Genomic DNA, 15772 nt, shown 5'->3' on the forward strand with positions numbered 1-15772 from the left:
TGGTCTGTCGGTGGGGGAGCCGGTGAGCTCGTCGGTGTCCGTTCGCTCCGATGCCGTGGGCGCGTCCGGTCCCGGCCGGACCGGCGGCGCGGGCGTGGAGCGTGGTCCCGGACCGTCGGCGGGCGCGCGGAAGGCGCGCCGGGGACGGGTGCGCCGGCTCGGCGCGCGCCTGCTGTCGCTGGTGGTCCTGCTGGTGCTGTGGCAGCTCGTGGCCGTCGCCATGCGCAACCCCTCCTTCATCCCGCCGCCCAGGGCGGTGTGGGACCAGTTCGTGCTCACCTCCACCGTCCACGACGGCGTCCGGGGGTACAGCGGCCACCTGCTCGTGGAGCACCTGGCGGTGAGCCTGCGCCGCATCCTGATCGGCTCGGTGCTCGGCGTCGCGGCCGGGCTCGCGCTCGGCGTGGTCATGGGCACCGTGTCCTGGATCCGCGTGGTGGCCGAGCCGGTGGTCACCTTCGTCCGCGCCCTGCCGCCGCTGGCCTACTTCAGCCTGCTGGTCATCTGGTTCGGCATCGACGAGAGCCCCAAGCTGTGGCTGCTGACCATCGCCGCGCTCCCGCCGGTCGCCGTCGCCACCGCGTCGGCCGTCTACGGCGCCCCCGGGGAGCTGGTGGAGGCGGCGCGGGCCCTCGGCGCGCGGCGGCGGGACGTCATCGGCGACGTCGTGCTGCCCAGCGCCCTGCCGGAGATCTTCACCGGCGTGCGGCTGGCCGTGGGCATCGCCTACTCCTCGGTCGTCGCGGCGGAGACCATCAACGGCGTTCCCGGCATCGGCGGCATGGTCCGCGACGCCCAGCGCTACCTGCAGACCGACGTCGTGGTGCTCGGGCTGCTCGCCATCGGCATCTCCGGCCTGGTGATCGACGGCGCCCTGCGCCTGCTGGAGCACAGGCTCATCCCCTGGCGCGGCCGCGCCTGAGCCGCGCCCTGAAAGGAAACCCCCGAAATGACCGGAACAGGCCCGCGCCGCCTGCTGCCCCTGGCCGCGATCGCCCTGGCGGCCTGCCTGCTGGCCGCCTGCGGCGACGGCACCGCCTCGGGCGGGCCCGGCGGCGGCGCCTCCGCGGCGGGCAAGACCATCCGCCTGGCCTACCAGGCGTTCCCCAGCGGCGACCTCATCGTGAAGAACAAGCGCTGGCTGGAGGAGGCGCTGCCCGGCTACCGCATCACCTGGACCAAGTTCGACTCCGGCGCCGACATCAACACCGCGTTCGTCGCCAAGAGCGTCGACATCGCCGCCATCGGCTCCAGCCCGGTGGCCCGCGGGCTGTCGGCGCCGCTGAACATCCCTTACCAGGTGGCCTTCGTCCTGGACGTGGCCGGTGACAACGAGGCCCTGGTCGCCCGCGACGGCAGCGGCGTCACCTCGGTGGCCGGGCTGCGCGGCAAGAAGGTGGCCAGCCCCTTCGCCTCCACCTCCCACTACAGCCTGCTCGCCGCCCTGGACCGGGCCAAGGTCCACGAGTCGGAGCTGACCGTCGTCGACCTGGAGCCGCAGGACATCCTGGCGGCCTGGACGCGCGGCGACATCGACGCGGCCTACGTGTGGCTGCCGGTGCTGGACACCCTGAAGAAGAACGGCAAGGTGCTGGTCACCAGCCGCGAGCTGGCCACGGCGGGCAAGCCCACCCTGGACCTCGGCGTGGTGTCCACCGCGTTCGCGCAGGCCCACCCCGACGCGGTCGACGCCTGGCGCAGGGCCGAGGCCAGGGCGCTGGACCTGCTCGCGAGCGACCGCGCCGCCGCGGCGGCGGCCGTCGGAGCCGAGCTCAACATCAGCCCCGCCGACGCCGGGCACCAGCTCGACCTCGGCGTGTTCCTCAAGCCCGCCGACCTGCCGGGCCCCGAGTGGCTGGGCACGCCCGGCAAGCCCGGCGGGCTCGCCCGCGACCTGCTCAGCGCCGCGGAGTTCCTGAAGTCCCAGCAGAAGATCGACGCGGTGCCCGACCTGGCGACCGTGGGCGACGCCATCTACAACAAGGGGCTTCCCGATGCCCTCTCCTGACACCACGGGCACGGCGGCCCCGGACGTCGCCCGCCCCTCCGAGCGCGCCGCCGTGGAGGTGCGCGAGGTGGAGCACGTCTACGGCCGGGGCGCGAGCGCCGTCCCCGCGCTCGGGCCGCTGTCGCTGACCGTCGCCGACGGCGCCTTCCTGGTCCTGGTCGGCGCCTCGGGCTGCGGCAAGACCACGCTGCTGCGGCTGGTCGCCGGCTTCGAGCCGCCCACCGCCGGGACGGTCCGCGTCGCCGGCGCCGCGCCGGTGCCCGGCAAGGGGGCCGGCGTCGTCTTCCAGCAGCCGCGGCTGTTCCCCTGGAAGACCGTCGGCGGCAACGTCGAGCTCGCGCTGCGCTACGCCGGGGTGCCCCGCCAGGAGCGCCCCCGACGGGCTGGGGAGCTGCTGCGGCGGGTGGGCCTGCACGATGTCGCCGCACGCCGCGTCTGGGAGATCTCCGGCGGCCAGCGGCAGCGCGTCGCGATCGCCCGCGCCCTGGCCGGCGACGACCCGCTGCTGCTGCTCGACGAGCCGTTCGCCGCGCTGGACGCCCTCACCCGCGAGCGGCTGCAGGAGGACCTGCGCCGGATGAGCGCCGAGACCGGACGCACCTCGGTGTTCGTCACCCACAGCATCGACGAGGCGGTGTTCCTCGGCAGCCGCGTCATCGTGCTGAGCGCCCGCCCCGGGCGCGTCGCCCTCGACGTCGAGGTCGACCTGCCGAGGACCGGGCTGGAACCCGACGAGCTGCGCGGCCTGCCACGGTACGCCGCGTTGCGCGCCGAGATCGGCCACGCCGTCCGCGCCGCCGCCTGACCCGGCGGCCACCCACCGCACCGCCGTACGACCGGAACGGAGCAACGAGATGACCTCCACCACAGAGCACCCGGCCGCGACGCTGACGCTCGACCCGCTCGGACCCGCCTTCGGGGCCGAGGTCCTCGGGCTGGACCTGGCCGCCGCGACCGACGCCGAGCTGGCCGCCGTGCGGGCCGCGCTCGTCGAGCGCAAGGTGCTGTTCTTCAGGGGACAGGGCCTCGACGAGGACGGCCAGATCGCCCTCGGGCGGCGGCTGGGCGAGCTGACCCCCTCCCACCCGGTCGTCGCCGGCGTGGACGAGGCCCACCCGGAGATCTACGCCATCGACAGCGCCGACAACGGCTTCGCGGACGTGTGGCACACCGACGTCACCTTCATGCCGCGCCCGCCGCTCGGTTCCATCCTGCGCGCCGTGCGGCTGCCGGAGTCCGGCGGCGACACCAGCTGGGCCGACGGCCAGCTCGCCTACGACTCGCTGTCGCGGCCGGTGCGCGACCTGGTGGACCGGCTGACCGCGGTGCACGACGGCAACCGGGAGTTCGGCTACTACCTCGCCCAGCGGCGCGGCGGCAGGGGCAACGTGTGGGAGGGCGAGACCGTCACCCGCCTTGACCCGGTGGAGCATCCGGTGGTCCGCGTCCACCCCGAGACCGGGCGCAAGGGCATCTTCGTCAACCCCGGTTTCACCTCCCACATCGTCGGCGTCTCCGAGGCCGAGAGCCGCGGCATCCTCGATCTGCTCTACGCCCATCTGACCAAGCCCGAGCACATCGTGCGTCACCGGTGGCGGGCCGGCGACGTGGCCATGTGGGACAACCGCAGCACCTCCCACTACGCCAACCGCGACTACGGCGCCGCGCACCGCGTCATGCACCGCATCACGCTGCGCGGCGACCGGCCGGTCGGGCCGTCCGGCCCCGTCACGGCATAGCGGTGCCCGTCAGGCGCGGCGGTTCAGGCGTCCTCCCACAGCACCTGGCGCGGGACGCGTGGCAGGTGGACGGCGCCGCTGCGGTCGGCGAGCACCATGGCCTTGAGCAGCAGCGGATGCCCCTCGCCCAGGGCGGGCCGGCCGTGGGCGAGGGGAGTGCGGTCCAGCAGCGGGGCGAGCAGGGCGTCCAGGCCCTCGAAGCGGCCGGTCTCGAAGCGGCGCACCGCCTCGTCGTAGCGGCCCTCCAGTAGCAGCGGATGCGACGGGTCCAGCCCGCCCCCGGCCAGGGCCGTGAGCGCGGCGCGGTGGCGGCCGGCCGCCGCGTCGTCGCCGCGGGCGTCCTCGCAGCGGGCGGCGAGCAGCAGCGTCCGCGCGCGGCCCGGGGGATCGCCCGGGACGGCCTCGCACTCTCGCACCCTGGTCAGCAGGCCGGCGGCGGTCTCGGCGTCGCCTCCCATGAGTTCGGCCTCGGCCAGGGCGCGCCGCGCGGCGGCCGTGAGCGCCTCGCCGCCCGGGCCCCCCTCCAGCCGGCCGGCCAGCTCGGCCAGCGCGGCGCGCGCCGCCGCCGCGTCGCCGGCCAGGGCGGTGGCCAGCCCGTGCGCGATGCGCGCCTCGGCCCACAGCCGGAACGACACGTGCGCGGCGAACCACTCGGAAAGGACGGGGGAGCGTTCGAGCAGCCGCAGGACGGTGGCGGGCTCGCGCAGGGCCAGCTCCACCTGGGCGAGGCGCACGGTGTCGTAGTTGGGCCAGTAGGCGATCGGCTGCAGCAGTTCGGCGCGGTGGCGGCGGGCCTCCTGGAGCAGGTGGCGCGCCTCGATCGGCTGGCCCGCCTCCAGCAGGGTCTCGGCGAGCGACACCCGCGCGGCGACCACGTTGATGTCGCCCGGCTCGCCGAGGCGGGCCTGCCGGTCGGTCACCACGGCCTCGGCCAGGCGCAGCCCCGCCACGACGTCGCCGGAGCGCGCCGCCGCGCGGGCGGCCGCCTGGGCGGTCACGGTGTAGCGGCGCCAGGCCGGGGACAGGCCCGCGCCGGGGGAGGCGCCCTCTGCGCGGGCCGACCGGGCCCTTTCGATCAGCTGGGCGGCCTCGGCGGGCCGGCCGGCCTCCATCAGCAGCTCGCCGAGGTTGTGCCGCGCCCGGGCGGCGTACGCGACGCCCTCGGCCGGCTCCCGCGCGGCCAGCTCGTTCTCGGCGACGGCCAGGCAGTCCATGAGGCACGCGCGTGCGGCCTCGAGATCGCCGTACCTGGCCAGGGCCAGGCCGCGGCGGCCGTGCACGTCGCACAGCGAGCTCAGGTCGCCGCCCGGCTCGCCCGGCCGGGGCAGCAGGCGCGTCAGCTCGGCGGCCTCGTCGGCGGCGCGGCGCAGCAGGATGCCGGTGTCGGCGACCGAGCGCAGGACGCCGGCCTGGGCGTCGGTCTCGGCCCGGGTGCCGGGCGCCGAGCGGCGGGCCAGGTCCAGGACGCGTTCGGCCACGTCCAGGTCGTTGATCCACGACCCCGCGAGGGGCACCAGGTGCCGCTCGTACCAGTGGGCGCCCAGCGCCGCCGCCTGACGGTCCACCGGACCGTCGGGGTCGTCGGTGAGGGCGTCGAAGGCCAGGTCGGAGAGCTTCTCGGCGCAGGACTCCGCCCATCCGGGCGGCGGCGGGCACACCGCCTGGGCCGCCGCCGCGAGCACGGGGGCCAGATGGCGGGCGTAGGCCAGCACGCGGCCGGCCCAGCCGGCGGAGGCGACCCGCCCGATCGCGCTGCCGGGCCAGCTCGGCGGCTCCTGCGGCGCGGACTGGCGCTTCTCGGAGGTGGCGATGTCGCCGATGCCGAGCTGGACCTGCTGGGTGAGGAAGGACTCGGCGCGGTGGAAGCGGGCGACCAGCAGCAGCGCCTGGGTGACCTGGTCGCGCGCCTCGACCAGGCTGGCCGGCACCGAGGGCGGCTCCTGCGGGCCGTTGCGCTCGGCGAACTCGGCGAAGGCGTGGTCCAGGGCGAGGGCCACCAGCACCCTGCGGCTCTTGACCTCGTTGTAGAGCCAGACCGCGCTGCGCCGCCCGCTGTGGCCCTCGCGGGAGAGCCGCACGGCCGCGGCGACGTCTTCGGCGCGGACGAGGTGGTAGGCCGTGGTGCGGAGGACACCGGCCGCGGCCTCTCCGATCGCCGAGAGGCGTCTTTCCTGCGCCGACACCCTGCGAACCTCCTCGGCCGGTCTTGCGGTATACGCGTCGAGGGATACCGACGGCGAAACGCCAGAGTGATGACAAAGCATATATCCGGTTCGCGGCAAAGGCCGCATGGGGTGACCCGCTGAGGGATGCCCGTTCACCAGGGGCGGGGCGCGGGCCACCACCATTTCGACCGCATACCGGCACAGAGCCATGGGTTTCCCTGCTTGCCGGAATCCCTCGTCTCTTATGGTTTGTTCCCCAGAAACCGCCGGATGTGGTCAATGTCAGGAAAATTCCACAAAGTTATGTGTGGTGGCGGTCGGCTCCACCTCCGCGCGGTTCCGGGACGAAGGCCAGGACCACGGCGAAGTCCTGCGCCGGGTCGGTGTACCAGCGGGACACCGCGAACCCGGCGCGCTGCAACTCGCGCTCCAGCCGGTAGCGGTAGAACTTCGTGCTGATCTCGGTGCGCATCTCCTCCCCGGCCCGGAAGGGCACCGTCAGCGCCGGCTCGCGGAAGTGGACGCGCATGGGACGGGTGGCCCGCAGCCGCATCTCGACGCGGTGCAGCCGGCCGTCGTACAGAGCGACGTGCTCGAAGGCCTGCGGGGCGAAGTCGGCGCCGAGCTCGCGGTTCATCACGGCGAGCACGTTGCGGTTGAAGGCCGCCGTCACCCCGGCGCCGTCGTCGTAGGCGGCCACCAGCCGCCCGGTGTCCTTCACCAGGTCGGCGCCCAGCAGCAGGCCGTCGCCGGGGGACAGGGTGGTGTGCAGCTCCGACAGGAACGACGCCCGGGCCCGGTCGTCGAGGTTGCCGACGGTGCCGCCGAGGAAGGCGACCAGCCGCCGGCCGATGCGCGGCAACCGGGCCAGGTGCCGCTCGAAGTCGGCGCAGATCGCCCACACGGCCAGGCCGGGATGGGCGGAGGCGACCCGGCGGGCCGCCGCGTCCAGGGTGGCGGCGTCCACGTCGACCGGCATGTAGGTCTTCAGCGTGCCGGCCCGCGACAGCGCGCCCAGCAGCAGCCCGGTCTTCTCGCTGGTGCCCGAGCCGAGCTCGGCCAGCGTGTCGGCGCCGGACAGCGCGGCGATCTCCTCGGCGTGCTCGCGCAGGATGGCCGTCTCCCGGCGCGCCGGGTAGTACTCCGGCAGCCGGGTGATCCGGGAGAACAGCTCGCTCCCGGTGGCGTCGTAGAACCACTTGGGCGGCAGCCACTTGGGCGCCGAGGTGAGCCCGGCGCGGACGTCCTCGGCCAGCGCGCGGCGCAGGTGGTCGGGGCCGAGGTGGTTGACCGTGTACAGGAACGGCAGCGGGATCTGGGTGACGGACACGCGGGCCTCCTGGTGTGACGGTTGGCGGGCCGGTCAGAGAGGGTCGGCGCGGACGCCGTCGGGGGTGGCCAGCACCAGGTGCCGGTCCGGGACCGGCTCCCAGCCGGGACGCTCGTCCAGCGGCTCGCTGGCCAGCAGCACTCCCTGGCCGAGGTGGACGAACAGGGTCTCGTTCCACGCGGTCGCGGCCACCGCGTCCCCGTCGCTGACCAGCAGGTTAAGCCGGGCCCCGGGGTCGGCCGTCCCGGCGCCCGCCACCACCTCGCCCACCGCCTCGCACAGCGGGGCGCCCCGGCCGAGCCGGGCGAACACCGCCGCGGCCACCCACGCCGAGTCGCAGGCGCTCTCGGGCTCCCGGCCGTCGATGAGCGGGCCGAGCGCGGACCGCGACACCCGCCCGTTGTGGCTGAGCAGCCACGGCCCCTCGGTGAACGGCGCGGTCGCCGTCTCCTCGACCGGCATGCCCGGGCTGGCCGAGCGGACCGCCGCCATCAGGCAGCCCGAGCGGGCGATCGCGGCCAGCCCGGGGAGGTTGGCGTCGGACCAGATGGGCACCGAGCGCCGGTAGCGCACCGGCTCACGGCGGTGGGCGTCGTACCAGCCGACGCCGAACCCGTCGGCGTTGACCGCGCCGCACCGTTGCAGGCGCGGCGCGTACGACTGGCGCAGCAGGCCGTTCCCGGGGTCGCGCAGCAGCGACGCCAGCGGGCGCGGGGCGCCGAGCCAGGCCGCGTGCCGGCACATCTACGCCTCCCCGGGCGCGGCCGGGCGGGCGCACCGCAACCCGGCGAAGATCTGCCGGCGGTGTGGAAGGTCCCAGTTGCGGAACGTCGTGCGGACCGCCGAGGGATGGGTGGCCCACGAGCCGCCGCGCAGCACCCGGTAGTGGTCGCCGAAGAACACCTCGCTATACTGCCGGTAGGGGAAGGCGCGAAAGCCCGGGTAGGGCAGGAAGCAGGACGAGGTCCACTCCCACACCTCCCCGATCATCTGCTCGGCGCCGCACGGGCTCGCCCCGGAGGGGAAGGCGCCCACGGGCGCGGGCCGCGACGCCCTGTGCCCGAGGTTGGCGTGCCGGGGCCCGGGCTCGGCGTCCCCCCACGGGTAGGCGCGGGCCCGTCCGGCGCGGGGATCCCATCCGCACGCCTTCTCCCACTCGGCCTCGGTGGGCAGCCGCCTTCCGGCCCAGCGGGCGTAGGCGTCGGCCTCGAACCAGCTCACGTGCTGCACCGGTTCCTCGGCGGGCACCGGCTCGGGCCGCCCGAACCGGGTGCGCCACCACGCGCCGGCCTCGCGCGTCCAGAACAGCGGCGCCCGGACCTCCCGGCGGACCCGCCACTCCCAGCCGCCCGGGCTCCACCAGCGCGGGTCCTCGTAGCCGCCGTCGTCGAGGAACGCGGCGTAGGCGCCGCAGGTCACCGGGAAGCGGTCGATCCAGTAGGCCGGCAGGTCGACCCGGTGGGCGGGCCGCTCGTTGTCGTAGGCCCACGGCAGCGTGCCGGTCCCGGCGATGAACGGGCCGGCCGGGACCAGCACCTCGGCGGCGCCCGCCGGCCGTCCGGCGGGCAGGTCGCCGTCGCGCACCAGCCCCGGCAGCCCGCACAGCTGCAAGGTGGCCAGCATCGTCTCGTCGTGCTGGTGCTCGTGCTGCATGACCAGCCCGAACACCAGGCCCTGCGAGCACAGTGGGTCCGGGCGGGACAGGTCGGCGGCGTCCAGCACGTCCAGCACCCGGCCCCGCACGCCGGCGATGTACGCGCGGGCCTCGTCCGGGTGCAGCAGCGGCAGCGCGGGCCGCTCCCCGCGGGGATGGGCGAACGCGTCGTACATCTCGTCGATCTCCGGGCGCAGCGGGGTCAGCCCCCCGGCCTCGCGCAGCACCCACAGCTCCTCGTAGTTGCCGACGTGGGCCAGGTCCCACACCAGGGGGGACATGATGGGGGAGTGCTGGCGCACCAGCACCTCGTCGTCCACGTCGGTGTAGGCCAGCGACCTGGCCCGTCCCGCCTCGAGCTCGGCGGCGATCCGCTCCTTCAGCCCGCTCACGCCGGCACCTCCTCGCCGGTCCAGGGCAGCGGGCCCGTGCCTCGGTCGCGGGCGCGCAGCAGGTCCAGCGCCGGCGAGCGCCCGGGCACCACGTGACGCTCGGCGAAGGACTCCACGCCCGCGATCAGGCCGGGCCCGGCGCCCAGGCGGGGCAGCGCCTCGGCGGCGGCCAGGAAACAGGCCTCCGCGGCGCGCCTGATCCGCGGGTCGCCGAGGCCGGCCTGCGCGCACTGCCACCAGCGGCCGGCGAAGGGCTCGGCCGCGGCGAGCGCGGCGTCGGCGGCCCGGTCGTCCAGCAGCAGCGCCGAGGTCACCGCGACGCAGGCCGGCCACCAGCGGGGGTGCGCGGCGTCCAGGTAGCGGATCTCCAGCCATCCACGCGGCCGGACCGGCGGGAACACCGTCGTCGCGTGGTAGGCCAGGTCGGCGGCCGTGGGCGGGTGGCCGCCGAGGCGGGGCGCCTTCAGCCACCGGCCGAAGGTGGCCCGGTTCGGCGGGGTGGTGCGGCGCGGGCGTTTCTCCGGGACGAGCATGAGGCGGGCGTCCATCAAGTAGCGCGCCCACGCCGCGGCCGGGTCGTCGCCGGAGACGACCGGGTGGGTACGGGTCGGGTCCAGGTGCAGCCACACGGCCTGGCGGCCCGACATCCACCCGCACGGGCGCCCGTCCAGGATGGGGGAGTTGGCGAAGCAGGCGCTGAGCAGCGGGCCGAGGCGCACGGCGCGATCCCAGCGCTCCGCGGGCCGTGCGCCGAAGTCCACGTTGACCTGGACCGACGCGGTCAGGCACATCATGATCGGCCCGTAGGGCACGCCGAGCAGCTCGGCCATCGCCTCGTAGCGGGGCTGGCGTAGCTGGCGCAGCGGCGTCCGCACCGGGTCCAGGCCCATCCCGGCCAGCACCAGGCCCTCCTCGCGCAGAGCCGCGCGGACGGAGGCGACGTCGGCGGCCAGGGCTCGCACGGCGTCGGGCAGGGCGCCGGGCGGGCCGGACAGCTCCAGCTGGCCGCCGGGCTCGAAGCTCACGGCGCTGCCTCCGGCGAGCGTGGGGAGCGCCTCGGCGGTCCGCTCGACCCGGACGTGCCGGGAGGGGTCCTCGCGGTCGAAGACCAGGAACTCCAGCTCGACGCCGACGCGGTCGCCGGGGGTGCCCTGGAAGCACCGCCGTGCGAACTCCTCCACCTCCGCCGGGCCGCGGACCCGCGCGTCGCTGTTCTCCGTACCGGTCATGGGCCCTCCTTGGCGGGTGGGACGGTCGGCGGCGAAGCTGGACGGCCTCCTTCGTTCACGGCGGTTCACGAGGATTCACGGCGGTTCGCGAGGGTTCGCAAGGGTCGACGAGGGTCGTGGGGGCGTGCGGTGGCGTGGGAGCGACCTGTGGCGGCGCGCGCGAGGTTCGCGGCGGTGGCCGCCCGCGCGAGGCGGGCGCGATCGCGCGCGGCCGGACGCGGCCGTGCGAGCGGTGGCGGACGGGCGGCGTACCCGTGCCCTCCCGTCAGGGACGGGCTGGGTGTGCAAGGTCAGGATGTAGGGGCCGTTGGCGAGGCCTCGGGCCTCGCGCGGTGGTGAGGTGCGGCCGGGCCGTCCTGCGGCCTCGGCGAGATCGAGCGGACCGATGGGATGGGTTGACCGCCTGCGGACCTCCGTGTCTCCGATCACCGGGGTGTCCTGCTAAGCGTCTGGTACCCGGTCACTACCCGCAATAAAGCACAAATGGGACGATCGACTCAAAGACTCTGATCTACGGATATATGTGAAGGATAAGATCGACCATCGACGGGCCTCGGACATGCGAACGCCCCCGGAGGTCCGGACGGCCTCCGGGGGCGGGGAGCTTCCGGGAGACCCGGGAGCCTTCCTGCCGGCTTTCCGGCCGGCCCGCGAGCGGGCCGGCCGGGCTCAGTCCTCCAGCAGGCGGTCGCGGACCGCGCGGGCGATGCCCGGGTCGTCGGAGAACACCCCGTCCACCCCGAGCGTCAGCAGCCGCTCCAGCCAGCCCATGACGTCGCCGGTCGCGCCGGCGAAGGCGGGGCCGGCCGGGTCGCCGAGCCGGTAGTCGACCGGCAGCTGCGAGTTCTCCGGGCGGATCGTCCAGGTGTGCACCAGCAGCCCGCGGCGGTGCGCGTCCTTGATCAGGCTCGTCGGCGCCAGCAGCCGGCCGTCCGCGCCGGTCGGCACGATGCGGCTGGTCGCCACGCCCACCGCGTCGGCGTACCGGGAGATCTCCCGCAGGCCCTCGGGGGTGACCAGGTCGGCGTAGGTGCGCGGGTCGCCGGCCGCCACCAGGTCGTACGGCGCGCCGCTTCCGTTGATGAGCTGGACCAGCCGCAGCCGGGTCACCTCTCGCAGCCGCTTGAGGTTGCCGGTCTCGAACGACTGGACGAACACCGGCGCCCGCTCGCCGTCCCATCCGTACCGCCTGAGGGTGGCCAGCAGCGGCTCCTCCAGAGGCAGGCCGATCGAGGCGAAGTAGGTCGGGTGCTTGGTCTCGGGGTAGACGCCCACGCCGTTCTTCTGGGCGAGCCGGACGACCTCCTCGAACGTCGGGATCTGCGCCAGCCCGTCGAAGGCGGTGTTGTCCGGCCGCAGGTCGGGGATGCGCTCCTTGGCCCGCAGCGTGCGCAGCTCCGCCAGCGTGAAGTCCTCGGTGAACCAGCCGGTCACCGCCGCGCCGTCGATCGTCTTGGTCGTCTTGCGCCCCGCGAACTCGGGGTGGGCGGCGACGTCGGTGGTCTGGGAGATCTCGTTCTCGTGCCGCGCCACCAGCACGTGGTCCTTGGTGGACACCAGGTCGGGCTCGATGTAGTCGGCCCCGAGCTTGATGGCCGCCTCGTAGGACAACAGCGTGTGCTCGGGCCTGATCGCGCTCGCGCCCCGGTGCCCGATGACCAGCGCGCCGCGCTGCTCGTGCCCCCGCCTGTCGGCCGTCGCGATCTCCGGCCGCAGGGCGACCAGCGCCACCCCGCCCGCCAGAACGGCCAGCGCGCCGGCCATGAACTTCCTCACCATCGGGCACACCCCAACTCTCTCGTCGTCGCGGGGCACGCTAACGGCGAGATCTGTACCCGAAGTGGCGCAGCGGTTAACGATGTCCCGGCCCGGCGGGCCCTCCCGGCGGCCGGTACCGTTCTGGCGACCGCACCCGCCCCGCGAGGCGCGGGGCGGCGCGGCATCGGCGGACCACGTCAGGAGCGATCGAGGGATGAGCGTGACACAGGGACGGCGGACGGGCCCGGCGGCCTACCCGCCCGGATTCGTCTGGGGCACGGCGACCGCCGCCTACCAGATCGAGGGCGCGGCGGACGAGGACGGGCGAGGACCGTCCATCTGGGACGTCTTCTGCCGCGTCCCGGGCGCGGTCGCCGGCGGGGACACCGGCGAGGTGGCCTGCGACCACTACCACCGCTGGCCGGAGGACGTCGAGCTGATGGCGGGCCTCGGCGTGGACGCCTACCGGTTCTCGGTGGCCTGGCCGCGGGTGCTGCCCACCGGCTCCGGCCAGGTCAACGAGCGCGGCCTGGACTTCTACCGGCGCCTGGCCGACGCGCTGCTCGAACGCGGCATCGAGCCGTACGTGACCCTCTACCACTGGGACCTGCCGCAGGCGCTGGAGGACCTCGGCGGCTGGCGGGCCCGCGACACCGCCGAGCGGTTCGCCGACTACGCCGAGATCGTGCACGGTGCGCTGGGCGACCGTGTCCGCCACTGGATCACCCTCAACGAGCCGTACTGCTCCTCGATCGTCGGCTACGGCGAGGGCCGGCACGCCCCGGGCGCCAAGGAGGGCCACGGCGCCCTGGCCGCCGCCCACCACCTGCTGCTCGCCCACGGCCTGGCCGTGCCGCGGCTGCGCACGCGGGGGGACGAGCGGGTCGGCGTGACGATCAACATGTCGCCCACCGCGCCGGCCGCCGGCACCCCCGAGGACCACGCGGCGGCCCGCCGGATGGACCTGCTGGTCAACCGGCAGTTCACCGAGCCGCTGTTCGGCGGCGCCTACGCCGCCGACATGGCCGAGACCTTCGGGCACATCAGCGACTTCTCCTTCCGCGCGGACGGCGACCTGGCCGTCATCGGCGCCCCGCTGGACTTCCTCGGCCTGAACTACTACTACCGGATCCACGCCGCGGCGGCGCCCTACGATGAGCCCGACCCCGCGCGGCGCTCCGCGTTCGACCTCGGGGTGAGCGGCGTGACCCCCGAGGGCGGGCGCACCAACGGGCTGGGCTGGCCGGTCGAGCCGGACGGGCTGTACGAGACCCTCACCGGGCTGGCCGCCCGCTACCCGGCGCTGCCGCCGGTCCTGATCACCGAGAACGGCTACGGGGGGCGGGACGAGCTGGACGACCAGGGCCGGGTGGACTACCTGCGCGACCACCTGGCCGCGGCCCGGCGGGCGATCGCCGCGGGCGTGGACGTACGCGGGTACTTCTGCTGGTCGCTGATCGACAACTTCGAGTGGGCGCGCGGCTACGCGGCGCGCTTCGGGCTCGTGCACGTCGACTACCAGACCCAGCGGCGCACGCCCAAGGCCAGCTACCGCTGGCTGCGCGACCACATCGGACGGGCCGGCTGAGGCTCAGGGCGGCAGGGGCCGCAGCCCGGCGCCGGAGGCGGTGCGGCCGGCCAGCCAGTCGCGGGCCCGCGTCAGGTGCCCGTCGGTCAGGCCGGTGCGCGGGTCCACCTCCACCAGCAGGAACTCCCCGACCGCCGGGTGGTCCTTGAGGTACTGCCAGTCGTGGGCGCCCAGGCTGTCGTCGAACCAGACGAACGGGCGGCCCGCCACGTACTCGGCGACGTGGCGGGTCTTGAAGTGCTCCCCGGCACGGCTGCCGGGGTCGCTGTTGACCGTGATGACCGGCAGCGCGGGCAGGCCGAGGCGCGGGGCGATGTGCTCGTTGGCGTGGTGCTCCCAGGTGGTGGCCCACGCCAGCTCGGCCCCGGTGTCGCGGGCCAGCTCGGCCAGTTTGGCGCCGTGCCGGGAGTTCAGCAGGACGGTGTAGGTGTGGCCGTCCAGGACGCACTCGTACCGCCGCAGCCGCAACGTGGGCCGCCGGGCGGGGTTGAGCACCCCGTCCACGTCCAGCAGTACAAGGGGACGCTTGGTCACGTGCCTCTCCTCGGTCGTCCGGTGCCGGGACCCATGATGCCGCCACGCCGGGCGGGTCGTTCTCAAACTACGGCCTCACCACCGGCTCCGTGGCCGTCACCGGAGGCGCGGGCGGTGGATTCCGCGACTCGATCGGCTCCCGCGCAATCCACGGGGCCTTCTGCGCCGAAGTAGTGGTGTCCGCGTCCACGCCGACGGTTGGAGAAGAAGGCATGAGGCCGACACGAGCCGTGCCACTGGACGGCGGCCGGCACGACCGGCCGGGTCTGGAGGAGCTGCTGAGACGGCTCGCGCGGGGAGACCGCGCCGCCTTCGAGCAGGTCTACGACATGGTGGCGCCCGCCGTGTACGGCGTGGCCCTGCGGGTGCTGCGCGACCCGGCCCAGGCCGAGGAGGTCGCCCAGGAGGCGCTGATCGAGGTGTGGCGGTCCGCGGCCCGTTTCGAGGCCGCGCGCGGCTCGGGCATGGCGTGGGTGATGACCATCGCCCACCACCGCGCCGTCGACCGCGTGCGCGCGGCGCAGGCGGCGATCGACCGCGAGGACCGCGTGGCCCGGCTGGAGGTGCGCCGACCCTACGACGACGTCGCCGAGTCGGTGGAGACGACCCTGGAGCAGGAACGGCTGCGCCGCTGCCTGGGCGGCCTCACCGAGCTGCAGCGCGAGTCGGTCACCTACGCCTACTACGGCGGATACACCTACCGCGAGGTCGCCGAGCTGCTGAAGGTGCCGCTGGCGACGGTCAAGACCCGGATGCGCGACGGACTGATCCGCATGCGCGACTGCCTGGGGGTGGAACGATGAGCGGCGATCCGCACACGCTGGCCGGGGCGTACGCGCTGCGCGCGGTCGAGGACGCCGCCGAGCGTCAGGCGTTCGAGGAGCACCTGTCCCGGTGCCCGGAGTGCGAGCTGGAGGCGCGCGGGCTGCGCGAGGCCGCCGCCCGCCTGGGCGCCGCGCTCGCGGTGGAGCCGCCGGCTCGCCTGCGCGGGCGCGTCATGGCCGAGATCGGCATGGTCCGCCAGCTCCCGCCGGTCCCCGCCGCCGACCCGGCCCCCGGCAGGGGCCCGCTCTCCTTCCCCGTCCAGCCCCCGCCCGGCCCGGGCCCCGCCCCGGCCGGTGGCGCGAATCCCCTGGGAGGCCCCGGCTTTCCGGGTGCTCCCGCTTCACTTGACGGTTCCGGTTCCCGGGGCGGTGCGGGGTCCGTGGGGGGCCCCGGTTCCGATTCGCCGGGGGCCGGGCCAGGGGGGCCGGCGCCGTTCCCCGGGCCGGGGCAGGGGCCCGGCCGGGGGAGCGGCAGACGGTCGGGGTGGCGGGCGGCGAGCCGGGCCGCCTGGGCGCCGCGCGTGGCGACCGGGCTGGCCGCCGCCTTCCTG

At 75.2% G+C, this 15772-nt stretch carries 13 protein-coding genes and 1 pseudogene; 7 read left to right on the plus strand and 7 right to left on the minus strand.

Going from position 1 to position 15772, the window contains the following annotated elements; all coding sequences use genetic code 11:
- Nucleotides 1–34 precede the first annotated feature (34 nt).
- From ACFQSB_RS38485 to ACFQSB_RS38500, 4 genes are read left to right on the plus strand one after another with little or no spacing between them, the layout of a single operon-like run.
- Complete coding sequence (locus ACFQSB_RS38485) at nucleotides 35–922, plus strand: ABC transporter permease (RefSeq protein WP_380832149.1); 888 nt, start codon at nucleotides 35–37, stop codon at nucleotides 920–922.
- A gap of 27 nt (nucleotides 923–949) precedes the next feature.
- Complete coding sequence (locus ACFQSB_RS38490) at nucleotides 950–2008, plus strand: taurine ABC transporter substrate-binding protein (protein WP_380832151.1); 1059 nt, start codon at nucleotides 950–952, stop codon at nucleotides 2006–2008.
- Nucleotides 1995–2813: an ABC transporter ATP-binding protein gene (locus ACFQSB_RS38495; RefSeq protein WP_380832153.1), complete on the plus strand. Its 819-nt coding sequence runs from the start codon at nucleotides 1995–1997 to the stop codon at nucleotides 2811–2813. Before ACFQSB_RS38490 ends, ACFQSB_RS38495 begins: the two co-directional genes overlap by 14 nt.
- A gap of 49 nt (nucleotides 2814–2862) precedes the next feature.
- Entirely contained in the window at nucleotides 2863–3747 is an 885-nt protein-coding gene (locus ACFQSB_RS38500; RefSeq protein ID WP_380832155.1) for a TauD/TfdA dioxygenase family protein, read from the plus strand.
- 23 nt (nucleotides 3748–3770) lie between these two features.
- Here the strand turns inward: ACFQSB_RS38500 and ACFQSB_RS38505 are convergent, their stop codons facing one another.
- The 6 genes from ACFQSB_RS38505 to ACFQSB_RS38530 form a co-directional block, all read right to left on the minus strand.
- Nucleotides 3771–5930 (minus strand): hypothetical protein, encoded by a 2160-nt coding sequence (locus ACFQSB_RS38505; protein ID WP_380832157.1) that lies wholly within the window; start codon nucleotides 5928–5930, stop codon nucleotides 3771–3773.
- A 283-nt stretch (nucleotides 5931–6213) separates the two neighbouring features.
- Nucleotides 6214–7242 (minus strand): L-histidine N(alpha)-methyltransferase, encoded by a 1029-nt coding sequence (gene egtD / locus ACFQSB_RS38510; RefSeq protein ID WP_380832159.1) that lies wholly within the window; start codon nucleotides 7240–7242, stop codon nucleotides 6214–6216.
- Nucleotides 7243–7275: 33 nt separating this feature from the next.
- Complete coding sequence (gene egtC, locus ACFQSB_RS38515; RefSeq protein ID WP_354846767.1) at nucleotides 7276–7986, minus strand: ergothioneine biosynthesis protein EgtC; 711 nt, start codon at nucleotides 7984–7986, stop codon at nucleotides 7276–7278.
- Nucleotides 7987–9288, minus strand: a complete 1302-nt coding sequence (gene egtB / locus ACFQSB_RS38520; protein ID WP_380832161.1) for an ergothioneine biosynthesis protein EgtB — start codon at nucleotides 9286–9288, stop codon at nucleotides 7987–7989.
- Complete coding sequence (locus ACFQSB_RS38525) at nucleotides 9285–10517, minus strand: glutamate-cysteine ligase family protein (protein WP_380832163.1); 1233 nt, start codon at nucleotides 10515–10517, stop codon at nucleotides 9285–9287. Before ACFQSB_RS38525 ends, egtB begins: the two co-directional genes overlap by 4 nt.
- A 669-nt stretch (nucleotides 10518–11186) precedes the next feature.
- Nucleotides 11187–12296, minus strand: a complete 1110-nt coding sequence (locus ACFQSB_RS38530; protein WP_380832164.1) for a glycerophosphodiester phosphodiesterase — start codon at nucleotides 12294–12296, stop codon at nucleotides 11187–11189.
- A 193-nt stretch (nucleotides 12297–12489) separates the two neighbouring features.
- On the opposite strand from ACFQSB_RS38530, the gene ACFQSB_RS38535 reads away from it, so the two are divergent.
- Nucleotides 12490–13863: a GH1 family beta-glucosidase gene (locus ACFQSB_RS38535; protein ID WP_380832166.1), complete on the plus strand. Its 1374-nt coding sequence runs from the start codon at nucleotides 12490–12492 to the stop codon at nucleotides 13861–13863.
- Nucleotides 13864–13866: 3 nt separating this feature from the next.
- Here ACFQSB_RS38535 and ACFQSB_RS38540 read toward each other — a convergent pair whose 3' ends face one another.
- Complete coding sequence (locus tag ACFQSB_RS38540) at nucleotides 13867–14397, minus strand: HAD domain-containing protein (protein WP_354846755.1); 531 nt, start codon at nucleotides 14395–14397, stop codon at nucleotides 13867–13869.
- Nucleotides 14398–14609: 212 nt separating this feature from the next.
- Here ACFQSB_RS38540 and sigK point away from each other — a divergent pair, with 212 nt between their 5' ends.
- Together sigK and ACFQSB_RS38550 are read left to right on the plus strand one after the other, a co-directional pair.
- Nucleotides 14610–15200 (plus strand): ECF RNA polymerase sigma factor SigK, encoded by a 591-nt coding sequence (gene sigK, locus ACFQSB_RS38545; protein WP_354920846.1) that lies wholly within the window; start codon nucleotides 14610–14612, stop codon nucleotides 15198–15200.
- A pseudogene (locus tag ACFQSB_RS38550) lies at nucleotides 15197–15772 on the plus strand (hypothetical protein); the annotation flags it as partial. The gene sigK and the pseudogene ACFQSB_RS38550, both read left to right, overlap by 4 nt.

This window comes from Sphaerisporangium rhizosphaerae (assembly GCF_042665155.1).
GTDB classification, from domain to species: Bacteria; Actinomycetota; Actinomycetes; order Streptosporangiales; family Streptosporangiaceae; genus Sphaerisporangium; species Sphaerisporangium rhizosphaerae.

Coding starts and splice junctions, on each gene's coding strand:
- ACFQSB_RS38490 (WP_380832151.1), top strand. CDS start 950: ATGACCGGAACAGGCCCGCGCCGCCTGCTGCCCCTGGCCGCGATCGCC.
- ACFQSB_RS38495 (WP_380832153.1), top strand. CDS start 1,995: ATGCCCTCTCCTGACACCACGGGCACGGCGGCCCCGGACGTCGCCCGC.
- ACFQSB_RS38500 (WP_380832155.1), top strand. CDS start 2,863: ATGACCTCCACCACAGAGCACCCGGCCGCGACGCTGACGCTCGACCCG.
- egtC (WP_354846767.1), bottom strand. CDS start 7,986: ATGTGCCGGCACGCGGCCTGGCTCGGCGCCCCGCGCCCGCTGGCGTCG.
- ACFQSB_RS38525 (WP_380832163.1), bottom strand. CDS start 10,517: ATGACCGGTACGGAGAACAGCGACGCGCGGGTCCGCGGCCCGGCGGAG.
- ACFQSB_RS38530 (WP_380832164.1), bottom strand. CDS start 12,296: ATGGTGAGGAAGTTCATGGCCGGCGCGCTGGCCGTTCTGGCGGGCGGG.
- ACFQSB_RS38535 (WP_380832166.1), top strand. CDS start 12,490: ATGAGCGTGACACAGGGACGGCGGACGGGCCCGGCGGCCTACCCGCCC.
- sigK (WP_354920846.1), top strand. CDS start 14,610: ATGAGGCCGACACGAGCCGTGCCACTGGACGGCGGCCGGCACGACCGG.